We start from the raw sequence: 25,401 nt of genomic DNA, 5'->3' as shown, positions 1-25,401 counted from the left end.
TGTGGTACGATAACGTCATAATCTTTATATGGTTATCAACACATATAGAAAATAGGTGAGTTTCAGCGTGAGAGTGGTATCGGGTAGTGCCAAAGGAAGGCCGTTAAAGGCAGTTCCCGGCACAGGGACGCGACCAACCACGGATAAGGTCAAGGAAGCGTTATTTAGCATGATAGGTCCTTATTTTGATGGGGGAGTCGCGCTTGATCTGTTTGCAGGCAGTGGCGGCCTGGGTATAGAGGCGCTCAGCCGGGGAATGGACAAGGCAGTCTTTATTGATATGGAATCAAAAAGTATTGATGTCATTAAAGAAAATTTGCGAAAAACCGGATTGGAAGAACAGGCTGAAGTGTTCCGCAATGATGCCGGACGAGCGCTCAAGGTGCTGGCTAAACGTGGAGCTTTTTTTGATGCTGTTTTTCTGGATCCGCCCTATCGTCTCAAGCATGGTGATGAATTGATGAGCCGTATGGCTGAACTGGACTTGCTTCGTTCCGAGGCAGTCATTGTGCTGGAGTATGAGTCGGGACATAAGTACCCGGAAAGCTTTGGGCCGTTCGAACAGGTCAGAAAAGCGGTCTATGGCGAAACAACGTTATCTATCTACCGCTTTGCAGCAGAGCAACCGGACGATGCAGAACATACGGAGGCCGGAACGGAAACATCCGGTATAGCCGAATCAGGCGGGGAGGACCATCATGACTGAGCACAAACCACGTATTGCCGTATATCCGGGAACTTTTGATCCCGTGACGATGGGGCATCAGGATATTATTCAAAGAGCGGCGAGGCAGTTTGATCTGCTGATTGTCGCGGTACTTAACAATATTAGTAAAAATCCACTGTTTTCTCTGGAGGAGCGAATGGAGCTACTGCGGACGGTAACCCGCGATATTCCGAACATTGAGGTGGACAGCTTCCGTGACCTGACAGCCAATTATGTACGTGAAAAAGGGGCTCAGGTTATCGTCAGAGGAATCCGGTCGGTGACAGATTTTGAATACGAGCTGCAATTGGCTTCCACAAACCATAAGCTGAACCCGGATGCCGAAACGATCTTTATGATGACGAACCCGACTTATTCATATCTGAGTTCCAGTATGGTGAAGGAAATCGCCCATTTTGATGGCAAGGTCGTAGATCTGGTAGCCCCTGAAGTCGAGGATGCGCTGCGTGCCAAGGTCAACGCCAAGCGCGGCGACTCCACCATGAAGTCATAAAGGAAATGACGAGCAGTGTAAGTATAATCGCGCCTAGAAGCACAATAGACAACACGGTCAGTTGCCAGGGATACAGCGACGGACTTTCCAACTGTGTCCACAGGTTGCTGCTCTCTGCCATAACGGAATGCGCGGCTGGATCATAACCGCCTTCAGCGAAGGAAGAAACAGAGCTACGGCTAACATAAGCGGGAAGTGTATTGCTTGTCATACGGCTAAGAGGCGTCCATGCGACGAGTGTAAGGACAAAGGCGATGATGCCATGAAGCACCCTGGATATGGTGAACGTGATGCCTTTGTCCGATGGTTTGGTGACAGCTGTGATTTGGAGCCAGCCGCATAGCCCTCCCCAACCTAGTACGGCGCTGATCAGAGCCGCTTGTGTGCGGAGATCATACGGCAGGCGGCTGATTTCATAGGAACCGAGATGGATTTCCATCCACGCGGGCCATATGAAAGAAAATATTCCTTGGCCTGAGTACATGGATAGCAACCGAATCAGCACGGAAAAGAAAATAATGAATCCACCTGTCATCATAAGCGTCTGTACAGCATGGGATACGGTTTCGCCCAGCAGCTTTCCGAAGCTGCGGCCGTCCCGTTCTCTGGCAGAGCGTGTGGCGTCCCAAGCGGACCGGATGAGAGTGGTAGAAGTACGGGAAACAGAGGTTCGCCGGAGGGCAACTGGCGTTTCCCGTTTTTGCGATTCTTTTGAGGAAGCAGTCAGTCTGACTGTAATCCATCCCGCCAATAGGCCGGAGATCCAGTGAACGGCAAGCAGCATGACGCCTACAGCAGCATTATGCAACAATCCTGTTCCGATAACGAGCAGGATGGTAATCGGATTGCAGAAATGAGCGATAGCGGTCAGTCGTCTAAGCTGGCGCTTGGTCATATCTTCCTGCTGTGCCCATTGGCGCACAGCTTCCGCAGTAGCCGGAAATCCGGCGGTCAGGCCTAGGGCCAGCACCCAGCCGCTTCGCCCCGGAAGACGGAACCAGGAGCGCATGAACGGCTCCAGAAGGACGCCAAGCCCATGCACCAGACCAAAGGCGACAAGCATTTCGGACAGCATCAAAAAAGGGAGCATGGCCGGGAAAATAATGCTCCACCATAGCTTAAGCCCCTGGGCGGAGGCTTGAAATACCTCTTCCGGTGAGGAGACAACAGCCAGCACGAGCAGAATGGCACCAAGTCCTAGGAACAGGGTTGTCCAATAAGAAGCAGAATGGGCTTCCTTTTGTAGCAAAGGGTTCACCTTCTTGGAAGTGATTTGATTTAACATTTAAAAAACGAATCTCATCGTGCATAAATATAGTAGAGTTCACCGTATGTTGTTTCTAGCGCCTGTTCGCGTTTGTTTGTAATCGGCCGAGGTGCTCGTACGCGCTGTCGGTAATTAATGTATGCTTTTTTGTAAGAATTGAGAACAGGCAGGGCACAGGGTGGATTTGGGTGAGATAGGAAGAAGTTAAGGCTGTGAGGGGGAGAAGCGATGAAACGAATTAACCGGAACAGAGCTTTTTTTACAACCGGATATGTTCTGTTCCTGGCCGCTATGGTCTATGTGCTGGTATATATGCCAACCCCGTATCTGATCTATGGACCCGGCGGGGCGAATGAAATCAAGCCGATGGTTACCGTCCAGGAAGGCGACCGTAGCGAACGGGGAACTTTTATGATGACGACGGTATCGGCGCGTTATGCCAATTTCATTATGCTGGGTATATCGAAGCTGGATGCCAATTCGGAGATTCAGCGTAAGGAGGATCGACTGCACGGCAGGAGCGAAGACGAATATGCAGCAGAGCAGGTGTGGTATATGGGAGATTCCCAGTCTTCTGCGATGGAGGCTGCTTATACGCGGGCCGATATTTCTTATCGCATTGTGCCGGATTATGTGTACGTTTTTAAGGTGCCCAGTTCGAACAGTGTATTTCATCCCGGAGATGAAATTCTGGAACTGAACGGGGGAAGGGTGACAGATAATCGTTCCATTCGAAATGCCCTAGAGGATGAAAAGGCGGGAACGATGGCCAAAGTGAAGCTAAAACGTGATGGCAAGCTGCTGACGGTGCAAGCTCCATTAATGACCATCACGGACAGCGAAACAGGCAAACAGCGTCTCGGCTTTGGAGTCAGCATCGCTACCGTTCAGAAAGTAGAGCCGAAGGATGAACGTAAAACGATTCATTTTACGTCAACGGATGTGGGCGGGCCTTCGGCTGGTTTGATGTTTACGATGGAAATTTATAATCAGCTGACACCGGGCGATCTGAGCAAGGGATATCGTGTTGCCGGTACGGGTACGATTGATAAGAATGGTAAGGTGGGAGCTATCGGCGGTGCAAAGTATAAAATTGTCGCCGCTGACCGTCAGGGTGCTGAATTGTTTTTCGTCCCGACGGACAATTATAAGGAAGCCCAGGCCAAAGCCGAGCAAATCGGAACCCGAATGAAGCTCGTTCCGGTTCGCAAGCTTGACGATGCGTTAACTTATATGGAAAAGCTCCCGATCAAATCATGACGGGCGGCCGCAAGTAATCGGCATACATGTCACGGATGGCGGGACGGGGCATTCCGGCGGCGTGTATGGCGGCTGCTGCGGTGTCCCAGTCCAGATGAGGATGCGATCCGGCTGACGGCTTAACCCATACCGGTAGGGTCGCTGTCTGCTTCATTCGGGCCAGCAGCTCGCGTCCGGCACCGTTAAAGCCGAGCACGCGGATATAGCCGGGGCCTTTCGCCAGCTCGGAGGGGGCCATATCTGCTTTGGCATGATTCAGCAAAATATGGGTGAACATACGCTGAAGCTTCGTACGCGTGTAGCGCTTCGTCTTGACAGCGGTGAGTAATGCCTCTACGGAGGGCTGGGGCAGCGTGTACAGCGATTGCCGCAGGCGATGCTCCAGCCCTTCGGTCACCTCGTGCAGCTCCGCCAGCTGCTGCAGACTGCGCGTGATCAGGGCGTTCAGCAACGGTTGGCTGAACGCTTCCCAATGCAGCGGCGCGCGTCGGGCTTGCCATTCGCGCCGCAAAATCTCCAGTGTCGCCGCAGGCACGTACGGCGACGCGGCCTCCGGCCCGCCGTCGAGGAGGAGACGGCGGATGGCCGTGGCGCTGGCGATGACTCCGTCCGCGGGCGCCACGGCTTCGTGGTAGCCCGCTCCCGTGCGGGCTACGGTGAAGGGCTGGATTGCGCTGCCCAGCCGTTCCAGCGCAATCAAGTAATGCAGCCCCAACGTATTGTTGGGCTGCTGCATGAGGGCGGCGAGCGCAGCGCCGTCCGCCCCTTCGGCCGCCAGCTCGGCTGCGGCCCCCGCGTAGGCGGCGGGGTAGCTTGCGCCGCTGCTCAGGCGCTGCGCGATGCCGGCCTTGAGCTCGGCCGGCTCCGCCGCCAGCACGCGGGCCAGCGCGCGCAGTGGGGCGATGTCGCCGCTCTCGCTGCCGAAGCAGAGCGCGTCGACGACGCCCGTGGCGCGGAGCAGGGCGACCGCCCCGTGGGCAAACCATTCTGCGGGCTGGACGGCATAGGCCACAGGCAGCTCCAAAACCAGGTCCACACCCATGGCAAGTGCCATTTCGGTGCGGGACCATTTGTCCACAATTGCGGGTTCCCCCCGCTGGAGGAAGGGACCGCTCATCACAGCCACCGTGCGCTGCGCGCCTGTGATGCGAACAGACTCCTTCCAGTGATGCGTGTGACCGTTATGTAGCGGGTTGTATTCTACAATAATACCGAGGGTTTTCAAGGCTATACTTCGGCTCCTTTCTGATGTCGCCAATCTGGTGACTATCCTGAAAATGATGGTTATCCATCAGTTAATGATTGTTCTTAGGGGCAGCGATGCTGCTTTTTCGTGATGGAAATGAACAAGCCATTGAGACCTGAAGAAAAAAGCTTTATACTCGCATTATTGTACACGAAGAGTGGCGGGGGTACGAATACTCACAGGTACATGATCCATGCAACGTATTTTCGCTTTGGCATAAAACTTGCGGAACCATTGGAAAACCGATGGATTTGTGAGAGGTGTAAAGTGAAAGGTGTTGACAAACGACTCGATCAGTCGGTATAATAATTTTTGTTTGTTTGGAGTGATAGCGATGCAACTATTTTTTCGCAAAGTAGCAACAAGTGATGGTCCTTTTCCGATCCGTGAAGCTCTTAATGTGAGTGAATTGGTAGATGATCGTCCTGATGTTACGGCCGTTTCCCCGCTGGAGACCGATTTGGTCGCCGTTAGTCTGGGTCAAGGCTTAATGAGCGTGGAAGGCACGTTGACCGCAGGTCTGGACATGCTGTGCTCACGCTGTTTAAGTCCGATGCACGAGGATTTGAAGATTGAATTCCGTGAACGGTTTAAGCAAATCTCTTCGGTTGGCGAAGAGAAGGATGAAGATGGCGAATTTATCGCAGTGACGGGGGATTCCTTCGACATTGCACCGTATTGTGAAGAGCTGTTTGTACTGCACGTGCCGTTTGCGCCTGTGTGCAGTGAGGATTGTCAGGGGATCGCTCCTGCGGCCGGACAAAACTGGAGCGTTGGCTCCGAGGACAGTGACGATGGCGATACGAAAAAGATTGATCCGCGTCTGGCAGGGCTTAAGGATTTTTTTAAATGAGAATTGAGTTCAATTCTGACAAATCATCATCCACTTGTGCAGGGGAGTTACAGAACCGACACATGGATGTTGCAGGCTTGATTCACCGGCTGTGAGGTAGCTGCTTCCGGCAGTTTCCTTCAGTCTTGAATGAGATAAGAAGTCACGCCCGTTATACGGGTTGATCTGGTTAAGGAGGTGGGAATAATGGCAGTACCTCAACGGAGAACATCCAAAACTCGTCGCGACAAACGTCGTACTCACTTTAAACTGGCAGTACCAGGTATGGTGAAATGCTCCGAATGCGGCGAATTGAAACTTGCTCACCATGTGTGCAAAGTTTGCGGAACGTACAAAGCTAGAGAGATTATCTCTCAATAATGTCCGATAAGCGGATTCTTTGGAATCTTCGCAGGAAAAGTAGCGCTTCACTCTAGTGAGGCGCTACTTTTTTTGTCTTCATACTTTCTTTTTACGGCGGCATGCTATATACTGTTTTAGTACCAGGTTCTAAGAAGAAGGGCCGAAGGGGTTCTTTATACATACAAGATGACAAATCGGCATGAAGCATTCGCCGCTAGCACGTGAAGTAACCCGAACCGCCGGCTGAACGGTAATTTATTGCAGGGAAAGGAGGCGTCACTGATATCGAACGTTTGCCAAAGAGACAGAGACAGCAACGGCTGACTCAATTAATTGATGAGAATCCGTTCGTAACGGATCAGGAGCTGACGAGACAGCTTAAGGTGAGCATTCAGACGATTCGGCTGGATCGGATGGAATTGGGTATCCCGGAGCTGCGGGAGCGACTGAAGCTGATGGCTGAGCGTTCCTACGATCAGGTTCGCTCCCTGCCTTTACATGAAGTGATCGGGGATATCGTGGATCTCCAGTTGGACAGAAGCGGTATTTCCATTTTTGAAATTAAAGAAGAGCATATCTTTTCACGCACTGGCATCGCGCGGGGGCATTATGTGTTTGCCCAGGCCAATTCTTTGGCTATTGCCGTGATTAATGATGAGATAGCGTTGACCGCTTCGGCGGACATCCGCTTTGTCCGCCCTGTTCATTTGGGAGAAAAGTGCATTGCCAAAGCATATGTGCGATCAAATCCCGAGCAAAAAGGGAAAGCCAAAGTAGAAGTGTTTGCTTACGTGGGAGAAGAAATGGTGTTCCAGGGTAACTTTGTCATTTACCGCTCCACAGAGGAAGAGTATAGCGAAGGAGGAAGTCAGCATGCGGATCGCCATTGATGCCATGGGGTGGGACAATGCTCCCGAGGCGACAGTAGAGGGCGCGTTATCTGCGGCGGCGGAATGGAAGGATACAGACATTACGCTGGTTGGTGACCGGGAACGAATTGAATCGGTGCTGAACGGCAGAGCATTGCCTGCGAATCTCAACATTCGCCATGCATCCGAAACGATAGATGCGCAGGATGAGCCTGTGAAGGCAGTACGACGTAAAAAGGATGCCTCCATGGTCGTAGCTGGCCGAATGGTCAAAGAAGGCGAAGCAGATGCCATGATATCGGCAGGTAATACGGGTGCGCTGATGACAACAGGTTTGTTGGTGGTTGGGAGAATGGCAGGTATTGAGCGTCCTGCTCTTGCACCGATGATTCCAACGATTGACGATCAGGGTGTGCTGGCGCTGGACTTGGGAGCTAATATGGACGCCAAGCCTGAACATCTTGCCCAATATGCGCTGATGGGTAGCTTGTACCGCCAAAAGGTTCATGGTGTGGCTTCCCCCAGAGTGGGTTTGCTGAATGTTGGGACGGAAGCCGGGAAGGGCAATGAACTGACGAAACTGGCTTATCCTCTGATTGAGCAGTTGTCTGTTAACTTTGTAGGTAATGTGGAGTCTAGAGATGTGCTGACCGGGAATTGCGATGTGCTGGTGTGTGACGGATTCGCCGGAAACATCATGCTAAAATCGCTGGAAGGTACGGCGGGTGCGATATTCTCTCTCTTAAAGGAGCAGTTTAGTAAATCCTTAAAAACCAAACTGGCAGCGGCTCTGATTATGTCTGAGCTTCGCAGTTTGAAAAATAAACTGGACTACAAAGAGCACGGCGGCGCTCCCTTACTGGGACTGAGCGGACTCGTATTGAAAAGTCACGGTTCATCTGACGGCATTGCCGTCAAAAATGCAGTAAGACAGGCCCGTACGGCCTTGCAAAACCAGTTGGTGGAAAGTATATCCAAGGAAATCAGCAGGAAGTGAGTGACGATATGAATAATTTGCGGTCAGTTGGTGTTATCGGAACAGGGAAATACGTGCCTGAGAAAATATTGACGAACAAAGATTTGGAAGCAATCGTAGAAACAAGTGACGAATGGATTGTCAGCCGTACAGGAATTCAGGAGCGCCACATTGCGGCTCCAGAGCAGGCTACGTCCGATTTGGCTTATGAAGCAGCGATTAAGGCATTGGCATCCGCAGGTATGACGGCACAGGATTTGGATCTGATCATAGTTGCTACGGTTACGCCGGACATGGCATTTCCTTCGACTGCCTGCATTCTTCAGGACAAGCTCGGAGCCAAAGGCGCAGCAGCTTTTGATTTGTCTGCGGCATGCTCAGGGTTTGTATATGGGCTGGCAACTGCGACGAGCTTTATTAAGACGGGCATTTATAATAATGCGTTAATCATTGGGGCAGACTGTCTTTCCCGGATCACGGATTATACAGACCGCAATACTTGTGTTCTTTTTGGAGACGGTGCAGGGGCGGTAGTAATTGGTGAAGTACCTGAGGGTAGAGGATTCCAATCCTTTGATCTTGGTGCCGAAGGAGCAGGAGGCGGATTGCTTAAGCTGGAAGCTGGCGGTTCACGTTTGCCTGCAAGTGCGGATACCGTAGAAAACAAGCAACACTATATTTATATGAACGGACGCGAAGTGTTCAAGTTCGCGGTACGTGTTATGGGAACGGCAACTGTCGATGTGCTTGAAAAAGCGGGGCTTTCCAAAGATGATATTGATTTGTTCGTTCCGCATCAAGCCAATATTCGCATTATCCAATCGGCGATGCAGCGTTTGGATCTACCGGAAGAAAAGGTTATCATTAATGTTCATAAATATGCGAATACGTCCGCGGCATCGATTCCTCTTGCGCTTGTGGAAGCAGCCGAGGAAGGCCGCATGAAGGAAGGCGACCGGGTATTAATGGTGGGCTTCGGCGGCGGTTTGACTTGGGGCGCGTCGGTTCTTGTCTGGTAAGAAAGCGGCGGGTTTGATACAATATTGAATTTGTCTGGTACTTTACAAGACAAGCATTGGATACAGAGAGGTGCATACACGATGGGCAAAACGGCATTTATATTTCCCGGTCAGGGTTCACAAGCTGTAGGTATGGCTAAAGATGCTTATGAAGCAGTTCCTGCGGCAAGAGAAGTGTTCCGCCAAGCGGACGAACGGTTAGGTTTTGCGCTAAGCTCACTGATTTTTGAAGGTCCAGATACAGCCTTGAAGCAGACATCCAATACGCAGCCTGCGCTGTTGACGGCGAGCATTGCGTTGTATGAAGCGTTCAAGGAAAAGGGCATTTGCCCTGATTACGTGGCTGGGCACAGTCTTGGAGAATACAGTGCGCTCGTTGCTTCCGGCGTACTTGCCTTTGAAGATGCAGTTGAGATCGTTCGTACTCGTGGCGAGTTCATGGAACAAGCTATTCCTGACGGACAAGGAGGGATGGCTGCTGTATTGGGAGCCGACCGTGAAGCATTGGCGACACTATGCCGTGATATTACGGAATCCGGTCAATTGGTCGAATTGGCGAACATCAACTGCCCGGGGCAGATTGTCGTATCCGGTGCGAAGGAGGGCGTAGCCGCTGTTGCTGAACGCGTAAAGGAAGCAGGTGGCAAGCGTGCTATTACTTTGGAGGTCAGTGGTCCTTTCCATTCTTCGCTGATGAAGGAAGCAGCGACCAAGTTGTCCGGCAAGCTGGAAGACGTAGCTTTTTCCAAAGCTCAGGTTCCGGTTGTAGCCAATGTCACAGCGAAACCTGTGCGTGAGGGTGGCGAAATTCGCCAGCTACTGGTCGAGCAGGTCTATTCCCCGGTATTGTGGGAAGACAGTGTAGCATGGCTGCTGGAGCAGGGAGTTGACACTTTTGTTGAGTTCGGACCGGGCAGTGTTTTGACTGGACTGGTTAAAAAGATCGACAAAACGGTTAAGCTGTATAATATAAGCAGCCTGGAATCGCTTGTTTCGGTAACGGAAGCCTTGGAGGCCCGTTAAAAGTAGCAATTATCGCCTTAACGGTTATATACTTGCAAGGGGAGGCTGGATGATGTCTAAGCCATTAAGTGGAAAAACGGCGCTCGTTACAGGGGCGTCACGGGGGATCGGCCGCAGTATCGCATTGGCGTTGGCTGAAGCAGGCGCTAATGTAGCGGTAAACTACGCTGGTAGTGAAGCGGCTGCGGCAGAGGTTGCGGAGCAAATTCGTGCCAAAGGCGTGGAAGCTATTACGGTTCAGGCTAATGTCGGTCGCGCCGACGAGGCAGATCGGTTAATGAAGGATGTGATCGGCGCTTGGGGCAAGATCGATATTCTGGTGAATAATGCCGGAATAACAAGAGATAATTTAATCATGCGTATGAAGGAAGAGGAGTTCGATCAGGTGATCGAAACGAATCTGAAAGGTGTGTTTAATTGCCTCAAGGCAGCGACTCGTCCGATGATGAAGCAGCGTTCCGGTCGGATCATCAATATTTCTTCCGTTGTCGGCGTACTCGGCAATGCAGGACAAGCCAACTATGTGGCTGCCAAAGCAGGAGTGATCGGTCTTACCAAATCGTCCGCGAGGGAGCTTGCTTCGAGAGGTATTACAGTCAACTGCGTAGCCCCGGGATTCATTGATACCGAAATGACACAGGTGCTTGCTGATGATTTGCGTGACAATATGCTCAGCGGTATTCCGCTGGCCCGTCTCGGACGGCCTGAGGAAATTGCGGATGTGGTGCTATTTTTGGCCTCTGATGCTTCCTCATACATGACGGGCCAGACTTTGCATGTGGATGGCGGCATGTACATGTAGCTACATGTAGCTAATCCGCATGCCCCGAAGAAGAGTAGTGATTGAAAACTCTCTTCTATGGCATTTTAATTGTAATTTTCGTATAATACCTAAGGAGGAGGTGAGCCGGATGTCCGACGTATTGGAGCGCGTAAAGCGCATTGTCGTTGACCGTTTGGGAGCCGACGAAGCCGAAGTTACACTTGAAGCATCTTTCAAAGATGATTTAGGCGCTGATTCTCTCGATGTAGTTGAATTGGTTATGGAATTGGAAGATGAGTTTGATATGGAAATCTCTGATGAAGATGCAGAGAAAATTACAACCGTAGGTGAAGTTGTAAAGTACATACAATCTCATACCTAATTCAAGTCAACAAAAGTCCCGTTCTGTTACAGGCGGGACTTTCTCCTAATCATACAGATTGAACTAAAGACGGAATTGTCGCGTGTTCTTGAGCTTGGCTCGGCATGACTTAGTCAAGGGTGGGAGTATGTTGCATTACTAACTTTAGTTGATTCTATATTATTTTTGCACACAAGAGCGTACGGCTTGAAATACAATATGCAGTAGACATAGAGGTGATTATCTTTGAAACAACGTGTTGTCATAACAGGAATGGGTGTAATCACTTCGCTGGGACAGGATTTGAACACACTATGGGATAATCTGATGGCTGGAAAATCCGGCGTCAGTGAAATCGAAGCTTTCGATACCAGTGAATATACAACGAAAATTGCGGCTTCTATTAAGGATTTTAATCCTGAGGATTATATAGAGCGCAAGGATGCCCGTAAAATGGACCGTTTTGTCCAATTCGCCGTTGCCGCCAGTAAATTGGCACTTAAGGACAGCGGACTCGTAATCGGAGAGAATGCCGATGCCGAGCGTGTGGGTGTATCCGTTGGTTCCGGTATTGGCGGATTGGGTACCTGGGAGGATCAGCACAATGCGCTGATTGAAAAAGGACCTAAACGCGTAAGCCCTTTCTTTATCCCGATGATGATTGCTAATATGGGTTCCGGCCAAGTGTCGATTTCACTCGGCGCTAAAGGACCGAATACATCACCGGTTACGGCTTGTGCAACGGGTAGTCATGCTATCGGCGATTCGTTCCGCATGATTCAGCGTGGTGATGCTGACGCCATGATTTGCGGCGGGGCTGAGGCAACTATTCGTCCGATTGGCATGGCTGGCTTTTGTTCGATGCGGGCGATGTCCACTCGTAACGATGAGCCTGAGAAGGCAAGCCGTCCCTTTGATACTGACAGAGACGGATTTGTTATGGGTGAAGGCTCCGGTGTTCTGATTCTGGAATCGTTGGAGCACGCATTGAAGCGTGGCGCACGTATTTACGGCGAAGTGATCGGCTATGGTCTGTCGGGCGATGCACATCACATGACAGAGCCAGATCCGGATGGCGCGGCGCGCTGTATTAAAATGGCGATCCGCGACGCAGGGTTGAATCCTGAGGACATTGATTATATCAATGCGCATGGTACATCTACACCAGTCGGTGACAAATCGGAAACAGAAGCAGTTAAGAAAACGCTTGGAGACCACGCCTATAAGGTGGCCATCAGCTCAACCAAGTCAATGACTGGACACTTGTTGGGTGCAGCTGGAGGTGTTGAAGCCGTGATTTGCGGATTGGCTCTCCAGCATCAGACCATTCCGCCGACGATTAATCTGGATAATCAGGACCCGGCTTGCGATCTTGATTATGTACCTAACGAGCCGAGAAAAGCGAAACTGAATGTAGTGATGTCCAATTCCTTCGGTTTTGGTGGTCACAATGCTACGGTTATTCTAAAAAAATATGAAGCGTAAGGGGTCAGTTCGTTGAGTGGAGACTTGAAGCAATTACAGCAGAAACTTCATATTCAATTCAACAACCGGCAGCTTCTGAAGCAGGCCTTTACGCACGCTTCCTACGTAAACGAACATCGGTTCAGTCAGCATGCAGATAATGAGCGGCTTGAATTTTTAGGCGACGCAGTTCTGGAGCTGACCGTATCCGAGCAATTGTACAATCAGTACCCTAACCGGCCGGAAGGCGAGCTGACCAAGCTGCGTGCAGCCATTGTCTGTGAGCCTTCCCTGGTGAAATTTGCTGTCGGACTTGAGTTCGGGCAATATGTACTGCTTGGCAAAGGTGAAGAGCTGACAGGCGGACGTACTCGTCCGGCTCTGTTGGCCGATGTATTCGAAGCGTTCGTAGGCGCGCTATATTTGGATCAAGGTCTGGATGCCGTCCGGTCGTTTCTGGAACGTTATATTTTTCCTCAAATTGTATTAAACGGTAAGCTTCAGATGAGTGATTTCAAAACAGAGCTTCAGGAACTGACGCAGCATCATAACATGGGGATGCTTGAATACAAGATTGTGGAGGAGCGCGGACCTGCCCATGAGCGCGAGTTTGTAGCTGAGGTATATATGGACAGCGAACGGCTGGGTACAGGTACAGGACGCTCCAAAAAAGAAGCTGAGCAGCAGGCGGCGGCAGTAGCCTTAAACCGTTTGAAGCTGGCAGAATCGTAATCGGTACCTGAGCGGCCCGTACGGGTTACACGAGCAAGGGGACACAAAGTAAGAGCAAAGGGCAGTCCGCGGGGAGTCCCGGCCCGCAATGGCGAATGGACTGCGTTTTGCTCTTTTTTCGTGGCTTTGCTGCTGTAGCTCTGTATGTCGTTGCCTTGCTTTATCCGAAGTAGTCTTGTGCTACAATAGGAATAATTCTTGTGAGTCAGGTAAACGGTGGTGTACAAGCATATTTAAATGTTAGAGGTGAGATTGAGTATGTTTTTAAAGCGCATTGAGCTGGCGGGCTTCAAATCGTTTGCAGATAAAACGGAGATGGAATTTGTCCGCGGCATTACAGCGGTCGTCGGACCCAACGGAAGCGGAAAGAGTAATATATCCGACGGTATTCGCTGGGTGCTGGGTGAACAGAGCGCCAAATCACTGCGCGGCGGTAAAATGGAGGACATTATTTTTGCGGGTAGTGATGCTCGTAAGGCTGTTAATTACGGTGAAGTGTCGCTTACGCTGGATAATGAGGATCAGGCGTTGCCGCTTGATTTTGGAGAAGTCACGGTCACGCGGCGTGTGCATCGCAGTGGAGATAGTGAATATTTTATTAACCGACAATCATGCAGACTCCGTGATATTACCGAGCTGTTTATGGATACAGGTATTGGTAAAGAAGCATATTCCATTATCGGACAGGGGCGCATTGAAGAGATTTTGAGTACCCGTTCCGAGGACCGCCGGGGGATTTTTGAGGAAGCGTCCGGTATCGTGAAATATAAATCACGTAAAAAAGACGCGGTTCGCAAGCTGGATGACACGGAGCAAAATTTGCTTCGGATTCATGATTTGGTCAGTGAGCTGGAGGATCAGATCGGACCGCTCAAGGAGCAGTCGGAAAAGGCAATTCACTTTAAGGAGCTGCGGGGTGAACTGAAATCGAAGGAAATTTCGATGTATGTCCATCAGATTGAACAGATTCATACCTCGTGGAGCGATGCGACTTCCAAGCTGGCTTTGTTGCAGCAGGAGCAGCTACAGCTGTCTACAGTGGTGTCCCGTCATGATGCGATGCTGGAGAGCGATCGTAATGAGCTGCGTCAGCTGGAGGAGCAAGTGGAACGGCTGCAAAGGGATCTGTTGCAATACAGTGAAGCTACGGAAAAGAGCGAAGGCTACGGCGAATTGTTAAAAGAGCGCACACGCAATCTGGAGGCAAACCGGGAGCAGCTCATTTTATCGCTCAGCACAAGCGAATCACGTCATTCCGAGCGCAAAGGTGAGCTGGATCTACTGAACGAAAAACTGTCTGCATTGACTGTCGAACTTGACGAGCTACGTGAACGGCTATCCGACGAAGAGGCGAAGCTGATTGGTGTCACAGGTGGAATCAGCCAGGAGCAGGAGGAAAGCCTAAAGGGCGGACTGCTGGAGCTGATGAATCAGATGGCACAGGCGCGTAACGAAATCCGTTATACCGACCAGCAGAAGGAAGCGCTGGAACGGCGGGTGACTCGCGTAAGTGACGAATCTGGCAAATGGGAAGCCCAGAAAGCCGAACTGGAACAGCGTAAAAAGGGTTTGGAAACGGCTGTTCAGAAGCTGGGTCAGGAAATCAGCAGTCTGCGTAGCGGATATATTCAGGGAAGCGAAAAATACCAAGCGCTGCAAAAGCTGCTGGAAGAAAGCCAGGGTACTGTCCGCAAATGGGAACAAAAACGTGAGGCCCAAATTTCACGCCGAGATACGATGAAGGAAATGCAGGATGACTTCGACGGCTTTATGCTGGGCGTTAAAGAAGTGCTGAAGGCGGCACGCAAAGAAACCCTGCATGGCGTGCATGGAGCTGTAGCAGAGCTGATCCGGGTACCTGAGCATTTGGAGCAGGCGATGGAAACGGCTTTGGGCGCTTCGATGCAGCATATCGTGATGGAAAATGAATCGGTGTCCAGACAGGCGATCAGCTTTTTGAAGCAGCGTCAGCTGGGCAGAGCGACGTTTTTGCCTATGGATGTTATCCGTCCGCGTCAAATTGGGGCGGGTGAACGCCAAATCGTGGAAGGCGCCGAGGGTTTTGTCGGAATCGGTGCGGATCTTGTTCAGTATGACGAACGGTATGCTGGCATTGTAGGCAGCCTTCTGGGAAATGTGGTTATTGCCCGTACGCTGGAAGATGCGAACCGTATTGCGGCTCGTTGCCAATATAGATATCGCGTCGTGACGCTGGAAGGCGATGTCGTCAATGCAGGTGGTTCCATGACAGGTGGTAGCCAATTCAAGAAAAATGCCAATTTGCTTGGACGTAAACGTCAGCTGGATCAGCTTGATCAGGATATTATCGATACGGAGCAACAAATTGCGAGGCTGCGTCAGAGCGTGGTAGATGCAAAACGTCAGTTGGAAGAGACACAGACCCGTTTGGACGAGCTGCGTCAGGGCGGTGATGTGAAGCGCGGCGAAGAGCAGCAGGCAGCAATGGAACTCAAGCAACTGGAGCATGAGCTTCGTCATGTTCTGGAGCAGGTGGCTGCATCTGGTCAGGAGAAGAAGGGTTTTGATCAGGAGATCAAGGAACTGGAAGCTTCCCGTGAAGAGGCGTTGCTGAAATTAGCTGCACTGGAGGAAGAAGAGAAGAAAACCCACCAGGCTATCCATGCCGCTGAATTTGCCCGTAAGGCCAACGAATCTGCCAAAGAACAGCTACAGGGAGAACTTACGAATCTCAAGGTAAGAGAAGGAAAGCTGGATCAGGAGCGTTTTTCACTGGAAGAGCAGTTGCGTAGACTACGGGGCGATTATGATACCCTTGGCAAGGATTCCAGACAGAACAAGACCTTACTTGCTTCCATCGAAGCTGATCTGCTGACCAATGAACAGGAAAGCGTGAAGCAGATTGAAAACCTCAATCAGTATCGGCTTAAAAAGGAAGAGGCTTCGCAGCAATTGGAATTCAAGCGTGCTGCACGCAGTAGCTTGTCCAAAAAGCTGGAAGTGGCCGAAAATGAGACGAAAGAGCAACGCATTCAGCTCAAGTCGGTCGAGGAGCAGCTACGCCAGACAGAAATCGGAGTGAACCGGCTTGATGTAGAGCTGGAGAACGTCCTGAAAAAATTAAGTGATGACTATGAACTCAGCTATGAACTGGCCAAGCAGCGTTATCCGATACCGGAAGATATAGAAGGTACGCAGGCCGAAGTGCACAGGCTCAAACGCGGTATTTCAGCGTTGGGCGAGGTAAACCTGGGTGCCATTGAGGAATACCAGCGGGTGCATGAGCGTTATACGTTTCTCGATGAGCAGAAGTCTGATCTGGTCGAGGCCAAGACAACGCTCTATCAGGTCATTCGTGAAATGGATGATGAAATGTCCAAACGCTTCAAAGCCACTTTCGATGCCATCCGGCGCGAATTTGGTACGGTGTTCTCCAAGCTGTTCGGGGGCGGGCGTGCCGATCTGGTACTGCTTGACCCGGAACGTATGCTGGAGACGGGAATTGATATTGTGGCCCAGCCGCCAGGCAAAAAGCTGCAAAACTTGCAACTGCTGTCAGGAGGAGAGCGGGCGTTAACGGCGATGGCGCTATTGTTTGCCATTTTACATGTCAAGCCTGTCCCATTCTGTGTGCTGGATGAAGTGGAGGCCGCACTGGACGAATCCAATGTGGTGCGCTTTGCCCAATATTTGCGGGAATTTTCCGAGCAGACACAATTCATTGTAGTTACACATCGCAAGGGCACGATGGAAGAAGCCGATGTGCTATATGGAGTTACGATGGAAGAAGGCGGGGTTTCCAAGCTCGTATCCGTCAAGCTGGACAATGAGGAAGCCGAGATTGCCTGACATCAAATAACATACTTTCAGATCAACGGAGGGAACCTATGAGTTTCTTTAGGAAATTGAAGGAAAGCATTGCAAGCAAAACCGAATCTGTTACCAAACAGTTCAAGGACGGTCTGGAAAAAACACGCAAAGGTTTTGTTGAAAAAGTATCGGATCTGATGATTCGCCGCAAGAAGATTGATGAGGAGTTTTATGAGGAGCTGGAAGAAATTTTGATTGGTGCCGATGTTGGCGTCAACACAGTTATGAACCTTATTGAAGACCTGCGGGTAGAAGTGAAAAAACGCAAAATCGAGGACGCATCCGAGCTACAGCCTGTATTATCGGAAAAGCTGTCTGAGCTGCTGCGGGGCAATGACAACAGTCAGCTTCAAATGAGCCCTGACGGGATTACAGTCATTCTATTCGTCGGTGTCAATGGTGTCGGCAAAACAACAACCATCGGTAAACTGGCGCATCGTTTTAAACAGGAAGGTAAAAAGGTGTTGTTGGCCGCCGGGGATACATTCCGTGCTGGTGCGATTGAACAGCTGGAGGTATGGGGTGAACGGGCAGGTGCAGAGGTCATTAAGCAGCAATCCGGTTCTGATCCAGCGGCGGTTATGTTTGATGCGGTACAGGCTGCCAAGCAGCGTCAGGTGGATGTGTTACTGTGTGATACCGCAGGACGTCTCCAGAATAAAAGCAATCTGATGGAGGAGCTGAACAAAATTTTCCGCGTGATCCAGCGTGAAATTCCCGATGCTCCCCATGAAGTACTGCTGGTACTCGATGCGACGACCGGACAAAACGCGCTCAATCAAGCCAAAATGTTTGGCGAGAAAAGTGGCGTAACCGGGCTGGTGCTGACGAAGCTGGATGGTACAGCGAAGGGTGGTATTGTCGTGGCGATCCGCCAAGAGCTGAATTTGCCAGTGAAGCTGGTAGGCTTGGGTGAAAAAGTGAATGATCTCCAGCCATTTGATTCCGAGCAATTCGTTCATGCGTTGTTCGCTGGGTTGATTCAGGAAGAAGGCGTAGATGAAACCGCTCCGGATGAAGAAGAACAGGCCTAATCAGGCTTGGGGCTAAGTATGGTCTGGTTGCTGCGTGAGATCACAGGGATGTATAATGAAAGAAGAGGGTCTGTCGGCGCCGGATATGAATTTTTTTGGATGTAAAAATATTTCACAGGAAGCCGGGTGAAGAACCAATGGCGAATACCTATACTTATTCCCGCAGGGAAGAAATAGCCAATGCGATCACACATGGAATTGGAGCCGTTTTAAGTGTGGCGGCACTTGTGCTGCTCATTGTTTTTGCAAGCTTGAAAGGGACCACTTGGCATGTCGTCAGTTTCACGATTTACGGAATTACGATGCTGCTGTTATACACCAATTCCACGTTGCTTCATAGTCTGCGCGAAGGAAAATTGAAGGATTTGTTCGAAATATTCGATCATTCTTGCATTTACCTGTTCATTGCAGGCAGCTACACCCCGTTTATGCTCGTTGCACTGCGCGGGACATTAGGTTGGACGCTGTTTGGCGTTATTTGGGGAATCGCCCTGTTTGGTGTGCTATTCAAGGCATTCTTCACCAAGCGCTTCCTGTTCATGTCTACCGTGTTCTACATCGTGATGGGCTGGCTCATCACGATTGCCTGGAACCCGCTGGTGGCGGCTGTTCCCGCCGGGGGCATGACGCTATTGTTCCTGGGCGGTCTAATGTATACGTTAGGCACAATCTTCTATGTGTGGCGGGCGTTTCCGTATCATCACGCGATCTGGCATCTGTTTGTTCTGGCAGGCAGCGTACTTCATTTTCTGGCTGTTCTGCTGTATCTTACCCCGGTAAGAGTTTAAACCCTAGTAGGCAAAAAGCCGATTCGCACTTCCGTTTAAGGGCAGTGAATCGGCTTTTTTTTGGTTGACAAGGGATAACGCTTGACATCTTCTTTTCTTTTATGTATGATAAGGATCGTTGAAAAGAACTGTAAAGTGTTTTTCCTTGACGATGGAGGTATACGCGATGAGTCAGGAGAATCGGCTGGAAAAGACAAACCGGATTAACCGACTGTTTGACTTCTATGAACCTCTGCTTACGGAGAAGCAACAGATGTTTTTGAAATATTACTTCCATGATGATTTTTCTCTGGGAGAGATTGCTTCGGAATTTCAAATTAGCCGTCAGGCTGTGTATGAGCATATCAAACGTGCCGAGCAGGTACTGGAAATGTATGAGGAAAAGCTCGGGTTGCTCAGTAAACATGAGCGCAGAAGCCGAGATCTGGAAGAATTGAATATAGCGTTGTATGAGGCGTTCGGTAAAATCGGTAAACCCGATGAAGGCACTCTGCAACATGTTCATCAAATTGTAAATCGCCTGCAGGAATTGTAGGTCATATAGATTAGTAAACAAACAACCCTGGTAGACAAGGAGGTGCGAAAATATGGCATTTGAAGGATTATCGACCCGCTTGCAAAATGTATTTAGTAAACTGCGCGGCAAAGGAAAAGTGTCTGAGGATGATGTAGCTCAGGCGATGCGCGAAGTACGATTAGCTTTGCTGGAGGCGGACGTTAACTTCAAGGTTGTAAAGGACTTTATTGCCAAGGTGAAGGAGAAATCCGTCGGCAAGGAAGTGATGGACAGCTTCACGCCAGGTATGGTAATCATCGACATCGTGAACAAGGAACTGACCGAGTTGATGGGCGGCAGTCAGGCCAAGCTTGCCAAAGCAAACAAACCGCCTACGGTCATTATGATGGTGGGTCTCCAGGGCGCAGGTAAGACGACGACGTCCGGTAAGCTGGCGAAGTTGCTGCAAAAGCAAAATCATCGCCCCTTGCTCGTAGCTGGTGATATATATAGACCGGCTGCGATCAAGCAGTTACAGGTACTTGGCGAGCAGATCAACGCTCCTGTATTTACGCTCGGCGATCAGACAAGCCCGGTGGAAATTGCAAAACAGGGCTTACAGCATGCCAAGGATAACGGTAATGACTACGTTATTATAGATACTGCCGGTCGTCTTCACGTGGATGAAGAGCTTATGGAAGAGTTGCGCCAGATTCATGCGAATGTGAATCCTGACGAAGTTCTGCTGGTTGTTGACAGCATGACAGGTCAGGATGCGGTAAACGTTGCGGAGCACTTTAACACGAGCTTGGAGTTAACAGGGGTTGTACTGACGAAGCTGGACGGCGATACCCGCGGTGGTGCGGCCTTGTCGGTTAAGGCTGTGACTGGATGCCCGATCAAGTTTGCTACATTGGGTGAAAAGCTGGATGCAATGGAGCCGTTCCATCCGGAACGGATGGCTTCACGGATTTTGGGTATGGGTGACATGTTGTCCCTGATTGAAAAAGCGCAATCCAATATCGACGCGGATAAGGCGAAGGAAATGGAACGGAAAATGCGCAATGCTGAATTTACCTTCGAAGATTTTCTGGAGCAGATGGATCAAGTTAAAAAGCTTGGCCCGATCGACCAGATTCTCGATATGATTCCCGGCATGGGCAATATGAAGCAAATGAAAGATGTTAAAGTGGATGACAAGCAGATGGGCCGGATTGAGGCTATCGTTCATTCCATGACCACACAAGAAAAGCAAAACCCGGACATGATTAATCATAGCCGCCGTAAACGGATTGCTGTAGGCAGTGGAACATCACTGGCTGAGGTAAACCGCCTGATCAAGCAATTTGACGAAATGCGGCGCATGATGAAGCAGTTCTCAGACATGATGGGACCTAAGGGTGGCAAAAACAAAGCCCTGAAGCAGTTGAAGGGTATGGGTAAAGGTATGAAGTTTCCTTTCCGTTAAGGCCATTAGGCCGTTGGAATTATAGGATAACAATATACAGTCTACTTTTTGAAGGAGGTGAATTTTCGTGGCAGTTCGTATTCGTCTGAAACGTATGGGTGCACATAAAGCTCCTTTCTATCGCGTCGTGGTATCGGATTCCCGTTCCCCGCGTGACGGTCGTTTTATCGAAGAAATCGGTTATTACAACCCTATTACAGTACCAGCAGTTGTAAAAATTGATGAAGATAAAGCGTTGAAATGGTTGCAAGATGGTGCACAAGCATCCGATACAGTCCGCAACTTGCTTAGCAAAGCGGGCGTAATGAAAAAGTTTCATGAGCTTAAACAACAGAAATAAGGTGCTGATACGGAGGGTCAACCATGGAAGAATTAGTGATAATCATTGCTAAGGCTTTAGTCGATCATCCGGAAGATGTAACCGTGAAGACCTTGGAGAAGGATCGGCTTGTCGTATATGAGCTTAGCGTGCATCCTGAGGATGTAGGTAAAATCATTGGCAAGCAGGGTCGTATCGCCAAGGCGCTTCGCACTGTGGTTGCATCAGCAGCCGTTAAGATGGATAAACGGGTTACCGTAGACATCATATCTTAAAGATATACGAAAGTGGGTTAGGATGTATGTCCTAACCCTTTTTCGTACATGATGAAGATGATATGGAGCGGGACCGATTACATGCAGGAGGAACACGATGCAGCAATTGTTTAATGTCGGGAAAATTGTGAATACACATGGAATCCGCGGCGAGCTTAAAATATTAACGACGACTGATTTCCCGGAGGATCGTTTTGCCAAAGGCAGTGAGTTGTTGATCATTCCTGCGGATGGTAAAGCGCCGATCCCTGTAACTATTGAAATAGCACGTTTTCAAAAAAATATGGTTGTAGCCAAATTCAAGGAATATCATAACATCAATGATGTTGAAAAGTATAAAGGCAGCTTATTGAAGGTGTCCGCTGAACGGCTAGGCGAACTAGAGGAAAATGAGTTTTATTTTCATGAAGTTGTTGGCTTGGATGTAGTGACAGAAGATGGAGAAAAGCTTGGCGTGGTGAAGGAGATTTTGACACCAGGAGCTAACGATGTATGGGTAGTCACAATGCCGGATGGCAAGGAACTGCTGTTGCCGTATATAGAAGGTGTCATTTTGGATGTAAACGTGCCTGAAAAACGGGTTACGGTACGGTTGATGGAAGGACTACTATAATGCGGGTGGATGTGCTGACCCTGTTTCCCGAAATGTTTGACGGTGTATTTAATGCAAGCATTCTGGGAAAAGCAAGGGAGAAGGGAATCATATCACTGCAAGCGGTTAATTTTCGCCAATATGCTGGGAACAAGCATGGTCAGGTGGATGATACACCCTATGGCGGCGGGGGCGGGATGGTATTAAAGCCTGACCCGATTTTCGCGGCGGTGGAGGCGTTATTGGATGAGTCAGAGCGTCCAACCCTATTGGGGAACACAGACGAAGTTGTTCGAGGTGAAGAGGCCGGGTCGAGTGCAGGTTTGAAAGCACCACGTATTATTTTGATGTGTCCCCAAGGTGAGACTTTTACGCAAAAGAAAGCGGAGGAGCTTGCTAAAGAGGACCATCTTATTTTTATATGCGGGCATTATGAGGGCTATGATGAGCGTATTCGCGAGCATTTGGTGACGGATGAGCTTTCTATCGGAGATTATGTGTTGACTGGTGGGGAACTGCCCGCCATGGTCGCTATAGATAGTGTGGCACGGTTGCTGCCTGGAGTGCTGGGCAATGAAACGAGTGCGGTAACGGACTCTTTTAGTACAGGTCTGCTGGAGTACCCGCATTATACCAGACCTGCTGAGTTTCGGGGCTGGAAGGTGCCTGAGGTGCTGTTGTCAGGACATCACGTTAATATTGATGCATGGAGACGGCAGGAGGCACTGCGTCGTACGATGGAACGTCGACCGGATCTGCTGGAGCAGGCTGAATTGACAAGCAAGGAACGGCTATGGATAGAGGAACAGCGCAAGATGGATTGATCATGGGAAGAGTGTATTAAAGCGCTGTAGCAATAAGGGGAATTGAAAGCAGGTGCTAACCTGTTTTATAATGTAATTAATTAAATATAATGTTTGGTCAAATCCCTTTTCTTGTTGCAATGCGGTATCCTCCATGATACAATACATCTGTTGTGTGTAATACGGTGGTCCTCTGTGGATGATGAAGGAAACGGATGTGTTTCCAGAAGATGCATGAACACCTGTACGGAAGGAGGGAGTCATAGATGAATATCGTCCAAGCGATCACTGAAGAACAACTGCGTAAAGATTTGCCTAACTTTCGTCCCGGTGACACTTTGAAAGTGCACGTGAAAGTTATTGAGGGAACTCGTGAGCGTATCCAGTTGTTTGAAGGTGTTGTAATTAAACGCCGTGGTGGCGGAATCAGTGAGACTTTTACAGTTCGTAAAATTTCTTACGGTGTAGGTGTGGAAAGAACTTTCCCGCTTCATTCCCCGAAAATCGATAAAATCGACGTGGCTCGCCGTGGTAAAGTGCGTCGTGCGAAGCTTTATTATCTTCGTGAACTGCGCGGTAAAGCAGCGAGAATTAAAGAAATTCGTCGTTAATACAACGAATAACGAAAGGGGCTTGATTACAAGCTCCTTTCGTTTTTTCTACGTACATAGGGAACTGTGGATTATTGACCGTAAAGAGAGGACAGTGAGCTATGGAGCAAGAAGTAGGACAAGGAGCTATACAGCAGCCGACCGATCAGGATGGTACGCCCAAGCGTAAACCGAAAAATGAGATTTTTGAGTGGATTAAGGCCATCGTTATCGCATTAGTGTTGGTCTTTTTAATCCGTTGGTTTCTTTTTAAGCCGTTTATTGTGGATGGCCCGTCGATGCAGCCTAACTTTCATACCGGAGAACGTGTCATTGTAAATGAAATTTTGTATGATTTCCGTTCCCCAAAACCGGGAGAAGTAATCGTGTTTCATGTACCGGATGAAGGAAGAGACTTCATTAAGCGCGTCATTGCCGTTGAGGGCGATACGGTTAAGGTAGAAGGTGACACGATTACGGTGAATGGTAAACCTATTCAGGAGCCTTACTTGAAAACTCCGTTGGAGGAAGCGCATCAGAATGGTGAGCTTTACAACAAGTTTACAAATTTCCCGAATGAAAATTTTAAGGATGGTAAAGTTCCAGCAGGACATATTTTTGTTATGGGGGATAACCGTTCCAACAGTACAGACAGTCGGATGATTGGATATATTGATTTGAAAGAAATTGTCGGCCGTGCTGATGTTATTTTCTGGCCGGTGAAGGATATGAAGTGGATTAACCACTAGAACAACTAATATGCAGCATAGCTGCCGTAATCCTGACGCATAACCCTGTGGGAAACGTTAGGAGTTACGATCAATGAGGTGATGACGGTGACGATACAATGGTTTCCTGGTCATATGACCAAAGCGCGCCGCCAAATTGAAGCAAAATTAAAGCTGATTGATTTGGTAATTGAGTTGATTGATGCTCGATTGCCGCTTTCCAGCCGAAATCCAATGATTGATGATATTTTGCAGGGCAAGCCGCGAATGATTATTTTAAATAAGGCAGATTTGGCGGATCCGGTAGTATCACAGCAGTGGATTGCCTACTTTAAGGAGCAAGGGCATATCGCTTTTCAGGTGGATGCTACAACAGGCACAGGGATGAAAGAAATTCCGGTTCAGGCCAAGTTGCTGCTTAAGGAAAAGATAGATCGGCAGATTTCTAAAGGTATGAATCCTCGTCCTATGCGTGCTTTGATTGTTGGTATACCGAATGTCGGTAAATCGACCCTGATCAACCGTATGGCAGGACGTAGCATTGCAGCTACGGGCGATCGTCCTGGGGTGACGAAGGCACAACAATGGATCAAGATTGGTGAAATTGAGCTGCTGGATACACCGGGTATTTTGTGGCCCAAATTTGAGGATCAGAATGTTGGTTATCGTCTGGCGGTTACAGGCGCGATCAAGGAAGAGATTTTGAATGTTGAGGATATCGCTTTTTTCGCGACAAAATATTTGGTTCAATATTACTGGGATGAGCTGGCAGCGCGCTTTGAGCTGACTGAGCGTCCCGAGGATACGGAAAATGCTGATGAAATTGTCAGTGTCATGGAAGCGATTGGACGTAAACGCGGCTGTATTGTCAGCGGTGGACGTGTAGATCTCGAAAAGTCGTCAAAAATCATTTTACGAGAGCTGCGTGCAGGTAAGCTGGGACGTTTCAGTTTGGAAGCTCCTTACTGATTCTGCCAGATGTACCGGATACACAACATAGCATAATGTGGCAAGGAAGAACCTTCCCCATCTCTCCGGAGAGAGGAAGGTTTTTTGGTATGTGA

The 25,401-nt window shown here is 49.5% G+C and carries 27 protein-coding genes; 25 read left to right on the top strand and 2 right to left on the bottom strand.

All coding sequences use genetic code 11. The features are described 5' to 3' along the window. Window positions 1–67 precede the first annotated feature (67 nt). Entirely contained in the window at window positions 68–706 is a 639-nt protein-coding gene (rsmD, locus tag E0698_RS03065) for a 16S rRNA (guanine(966)-N(2))-methyltransferase RsmD (RefSeq protein ID WP_134910206.1), read from the top strand. Then, a complete protein-coding gene (gene coaD, locus E0698_RS03060; RefSeq protein ID WP_044644909.1) occupies window positions 699–1,220 on the top strand; it encodes a pantetheine-phosphate adenylyltransferase in 522 nt (173 codons plus the stop codon). The genes rsmD and coaD overlap by 8 nt, the downstream gene beginning before the upstream one ends. Here the strand turns inward: coaD and E0698_RS03055 are convergent. Then, entirely contained in the window at window positions 1,183–2,505 is a 1,323-nt protein-coding gene (locus E0698_RS03055) for a nucleoside recognition protein (protein WP_192510556.1), read from the bottom strand. The two genes, coaD and E0698_RS03055, sit on opposite strands and share 38 nt — an antisense overlap. Before the next feature lie 210 nt (window positions 2,506–2,715). Here E0698_RS03055 and E0698_RS03050 point away from each other — a divergent pair, with 210 nt between their 5' ends. Next, window positions 2,716–3,747 carry a SepM family pheromone-processing serine protease gene (locus E0698_RS03050; RefSeq protein WP_192510555.1) on the top strand — a complete coding sequence of 344 codons (1,032 nt, stop codon included), beginning with the start codon at window positions 2,716–2,718 and terminating at the stop codon, window positions 3,745–3,747. Here E0698_RS03050 and E0698_RS03045 read toward each other — a convergent pair. Next, the gene (locus E0698_RS03045; RefSeq protein ID WP_192510554.1) at window positions 3,737–4,972 is read right to left on the bottom strand and encodes a nucleotidyltransferase; all 1,236 of its coding nucleotides are present in this window, start codon (window positions 4,970–4,972) and stop codon (window positions 3,737–3,739) included. The two genes, E0698_RS03050 and E0698_RS03045, sit on opposite strands and share 11 nt — an antisense overlap. Window positions 4,973–5,327: 355 nt before the next feature. On the opposite strand from E0698_RS03045, the gene E0698_RS03040 reads away from it, so the two are divergent. The 22 genes from E0698_RS03040 (at window position 5,328) to ylqF (ending at window position 25,306) form a co-directional block, all read left to right on the top strand. Then, complete coding sequence (locus tag E0698_RS03040; RefSeq protein WP_192510553.1) at window positions 5,328–5,846, top strand: YceD family protein; 519 nt, start codon at window positions 5,328–5,330, stop codon at window positions 5,844–5,846. A gap of 186 nt (window positions 5,847–6,032) precedes the next feature. Next, window positions 6,033–6,206: a 50S ribosomal protein L32 gene (gene rpmF / locus E0698_RS03035; RefSeq protein WP_007429979.1), complete on the top strand. Its 174-nt coding sequence runs from the start codon at window positions 6,033–6,035 to the stop codon at window positions 6,204–6,206. Between the two features lie 275 nt (window positions 6,207–6,481). Then, entirely contained in the window at window positions 6,482–7,078 is a 597-nt protein-coding gene (gene fapR, locus E0698_RS03030; protein WP_134910201.1) for a transcription factor FapR, read from the top strand. Then, a complete protein-coding gene (gene plsX, locus E0698_RS03025) occupies window positions 7,062–8,054 on the top strand; it encodes a phosphate acyltransferase PlsX (RefSeq protein ID WP_192510552.1) in 993 nt (330 codons plus the stop codon). The genes fapR and plsX overlap by 17 nt, the downstream gene beginning before the upstream one ends. Before the next feature lie 8 nt (window positions 8,055–8,062). Continuing rightward, window positions 8,063–9,052, top strand: coding sequence for a beta-ketoacyl-ACP synthase III (locus tag E0698_RS03020; protein WP_044644902.1), 990 nt, complete (start codon window positions 8,063–8,065; stop codon window positions 9,050–9,052). Between the two features lie 81 nt (window positions 9,053–9,133). Continuing rightward, complete coding sequence (gene fabD / locus E0698_RS03015) at window positions 9,134–10,075, top strand: ACP S-malonyltransferase (RefSeq protein WP_192510551.1); 942 nt, start codon at window positions 9,134–9,136, stop codon at window positions 10,073–10,075. Between the two features lie 52 nt (window positions 10,076–10,127). Continuing rightward, complete coding sequence (fabG, locus tag E0698_RS03010) at window positions 10,128–10,877, top strand: 3-oxoacyl-[acyl-carrier-protein] reductase (protein WP_192510550.1); 750 nt, start codon at window positions 10,128–10,130, stop codon at window positions 10,875–10,877. A 109-nt stretch (window positions 10,878–10,986) separates the two neighbouring features. Next, window positions 10,987–11,220: an acyl carrier protein gene (locus tag E0698_RS03005; RefSeq protein ID WP_007429985.1), complete on the top strand. Its 234-nt coding sequence runs from the start codon at window positions 10,987–10,989 to the stop codon at window positions 11,218–11,220. Between the two features lie 225 nt (window positions 11,221–11,445). Further along, window positions 11,446–12,684, top strand: a complete 1,239-nt coding sequence (gene fabF, locus E0698_RS03000; protein ID WP_044644899.1) for a beta-ketoacyl-ACP synthase II — start codon at window positions 11,446–11,448, stop codon at window positions 12,682–12,684. Window positions 12,685–12,696: 12 nt separating this feature from the next. Next, window positions 12,697–13,395 (top strand): ribonuclease III, encoded by a 699-nt coding sequence (gene rnc / locus E0698_RS02995; RefSeq protein WP_014281046.1) that lies wholly within the window; start codon window positions 12,697–12,699, stop codon window positions 13,393–13,395. 258 nt (window positions 13,396–13,653) lie between these two features. Next, window positions 13,654–17,223 (top strand): chromosome segregation protein SMC, encoded by a 3,570-nt coding sequence (gene smc, locus E0698_RS02990; RefSeq protein ID WP_192510549.1) that lies wholly within the window; start codon window positions 13,654–13,656, stop codon window positions 17,221–17,223. A 38-nt stretch (window positions 17,224–17,261) separates the two neighbouring features. Then, window positions 17,262–18,278, top strand: coding sequence for a signal recognition particle-docking protein FtsY (ftsY, locus tag E0698_RS02985; RefSeq protein ID WP_192510548.1), 1,017 nt, complete (start codon window positions 17,262–17,264; stop codon window positions 18,276–18,278). A 137-nt stretch (window positions 18,279–18,415) separates the two neighbouring features. Then, entirely contained in the window at window positions 18,416–19,066 is a 651-nt protein-coding gene (gene trhA, locus E0698_RS02980) for a PAQR family membrane homeostasis protein TrhA (RefSeq protein ID WP_192510547.1), read from the top strand. A 166-nt stretch (window positions 19,067–19,232) separates the two neighbouring features. After that, a complete protein-coding gene (gene ylxM / locus E0698_RS02975) occupies window positions 19,233–19,601 on the top strand; it encodes a YlxM family DNA-binding protein (RefSeq protein WP_192510546.1) in 369 nt (122 codons plus the stop codon). A gap of 52 nt (window positions 19,602–19,653) precedes the next feature. Continuing rightward, window positions 19,654–21,030 carry a signal recognition particle protein gene (ffh, locus tag E0698_RS02970; protein ID WP_014281050.1) on the top strand — a complete coding sequence of 459 codons (1,377 nt, stop codon included), beginning with the start codon at window positions 19,654–19,656 and terminating at the stop codon, window positions 21,028–21,030. Between the two features lie 67 nt (window positions 21,031–21,097). Further along, window positions 21,098–21,370: a 30S ribosomal protein S16 gene (rpsP, locus tag E0698_RS02965; protein WP_014281051.1), complete on the top strand. Its 273-nt coding sequence runs from the start codon at window positions 21,098–21,100 to the stop codon at window positions 21,368–21,370. A gap of 23 nt (window positions 21,371–21,393) precedes the next feature. Next, window positions 21,394–21,624 (top strand): KH domain-containing protein, encoded by a 231-nt coding sequence (locus tag E0698_RS02960; RefSeq protein ID WP_013309863.1) that lies wholly within the window; start codon window positions 21,394–21,396, stop codon window positions 21,622–21,624. A 97-nt stretch (window positions 21,625–21,721) separates the two neighbouring features. Then, complete coding sequence (gene rimM / locus E0698_RS02955; protein WP_192510545.1) at window positions 21,722–22,237, top strand: ribosome maturation factor RimM; 516 nt, start codon at window positions 21,722–21,724, stop codon at window positions 22,235–22,237. Then, window positions 22,237–23,040, top strand: coding sequence for a tRNA (guanosine(37)-N1)-methyltransferase TrmD (gene trmD, locus E0698_RS02950; RefSeq protein WP_192510544.1), 804 nt, complete (start codon window positions 22,237–22,239; stop codon window positions 23,038–23,040). The genes rimM and trmD overlap by 1 nt, the downstream gene beginning before the upstream one ends. A 245-nt stretch (window positions 23,041–23,285) precedes the next feature. Beyond that, complete coding sequence (gene rplS / locus E0698_RS02945; RefSeq protein WP_010346403.1) at window positions 23,286–23,630, top strand: 50S ribosomal protein L19; 345 nt, start codon at window positions 23,286–23,288, stop codon at window positions 23,628–23,630. A 101-nt stretch (window positions 23,631–23,731) separates the two neighbouring features. Continuing rightward, on the top strand, window positions 23,732–24,358 hold the full coding sequence (lepB, locus tag E0698_RS02940; protein ID WP_134910184.1) for a signal peptidase I: 627 nt from the start codon (window positions 23,732–23,734) through the stop codon (window positions 24,356–24,358). 87 nt (window positions 24,359–24,445) lie between these two features. Then, the gene (gene ylqF / locus E0698_RS02935; RefSeq protein WP_134910182.1) at window positions 24,446–25,306 is read left to right on the top strand and encodes a ribosome biogenesis GTPase YlqF; all 861 of its coding nucleotides are present in this window, start codon (window positions 24,446–24,448) and stop codon (window positions 25,304–25,306) included. Window positions 25,307–25,401: the final 95 nt, after the last annotated feature.

The sequence above is a fragment of the Paenibacillus sp. 23TSA30-6 genome (assembly GCF_014858585.1).
Classification (GTDB): Bacteria; Bacillota; Bacilli; order Paenibacillales; family Paenibacillaceae; genus Paenibacillus.
This window is presented reverse-complemented; position numbering and strand designations above follow the sequence as displayed.

Excerpts from the sequence above, each read along its gene's own strand:
- coaD (WP_044644909.1), top strand. The coding sequence starts at position 699 with ATGACTGAGCACAAACCACGTATTGCCGTATATCCGGGAACTTTTGAT.
- E0698_RS03055 (WP_192510556.1), bottom strand. The coding sequence starts at position 2,505 with ATGTTAAATCAAATCACTTCCAAGAAGGTGAACCCTTTGCTACAAAAG.
- E0698_RS03050 (WP_192510555.1), top strand. The coding sequence starts at position 2,716 with ATGAAACGAATTAACCGGAACAGAGCTTTTTTTACAACCGGATATGTT.
- E0698_RS03040 (WP_192510553.1), top strand. The coding sequence starts at position 5,328 with ATGCAACTATTTTTTCGCAAAGTAGCAACAAGTGATGGTCCTTTTCCG.
- rpmF (WP_007429979.1), top strand. The coding sequence starts at position 6,033 with ATGGCAGTACCTCAACGGAGAACATCCAAAACTCGTCGCGACAAACGT.
- plsX (WP_192510552.1), top strand. The coding sequence starts at position 7,062 with ATGCGGATCGCCATTGATGCCATGGGGTGGGACAATGCTCCCGAGGCG.
- E0698_RS03020 (WP_044644902.1), top strand. The coding sequence starts at position 8,063 with ATGAATAATTTGCGGTCAGTTGGTGTTATCGGAACAGGGAAATACGTG.
- fabD (WP_192510551.1), top strand. The coding sequence starts at position 9,134 with ATGGGCAAAACGGCATTTATATTTCCCGGTCAGGGTTCACAAGCTGTA.
- fabG (WP_192510550.1), top strand. The coding sequence starts at position 10,128 with ATGTCTAAGCCATTAAGTGGAAAAACGGCGCTCGTTACAGGGGCGTCA.
- E0698_RS03005 (WP_007429985.1), top strand. The coding sequence starts at position 10,987 with ATGTCCGACGTATTGGAGCGCGTAAAGCGCATTGTCGTTGACCGTTTG.
- smc (WP_192510549.1), top strand. The coding sequence starts at position 13,654 with ATGTTTTTAAAGCGCATTGAGCTGGCGGGCTTCAAATCGTTTGCAGAT.
- ftsY (WP_192510548.1), top strand. The coding sequence starts at position 17,262 with ATGAGTTTCTTTAGGAAATTGAAGGAAAGCATTGCAAGCAAAACCGAA.
- trhA (WP_192510547.1), top strand. The coding sequence starts at position 18,416 with ATGGCGAATACCTATACTTATTCCCGCAGGGAAGAAATAGCCAATGCG.
- ylxM (WP_192510546.1), top strand. The coding sequence starts at position 19,233 with ATGAGTCAGGAGAATCGGCTGGAAAAGACAAACCGGATTAACCGACTG.
- ffh (WP_014281050.1), top strand. The coding sequence starts at position 19,654 with ATGGCATTTGAAGGATTATCGACCCGCTTGCAAAATGTATTTAGTAAA.
- E0698_RS02960 (WP_013309863.1), top strand. The coding sequence starts at position 21,394 with ATGGAAGAATTAGTGATAATCATTGCTAAGGCTTTAGTCGATCATCCG.
- rimM (WP_192510545.1), top strand. The coding sequence starts at position 21,722 with ATGCAGCAATTGTTTAATGTCGGGAAAATTGTGAATACACATGGAATC.
- trmD (WP_192510544.1), top strand. The coding sequence starts at position 22,237 with ATGCGGGTGGATGTGCTGACCCTGTTTCCCGAAATGTTTGACGGTGTA.
- rplS (WP_010346403.1), top strand. The coding sequence starts at position 23,286 with ATGAATATCGTCCAAGCGATCACTGAAGAACAACTGCGTAAAGATTTG.
- lepB (WP_134910184.1), top strand. The coding sequence starts at position 23,732 with ATGGAGCAAGAAGTAGGACAAGGAGCTATACAGCAGCCGACCGATCAG.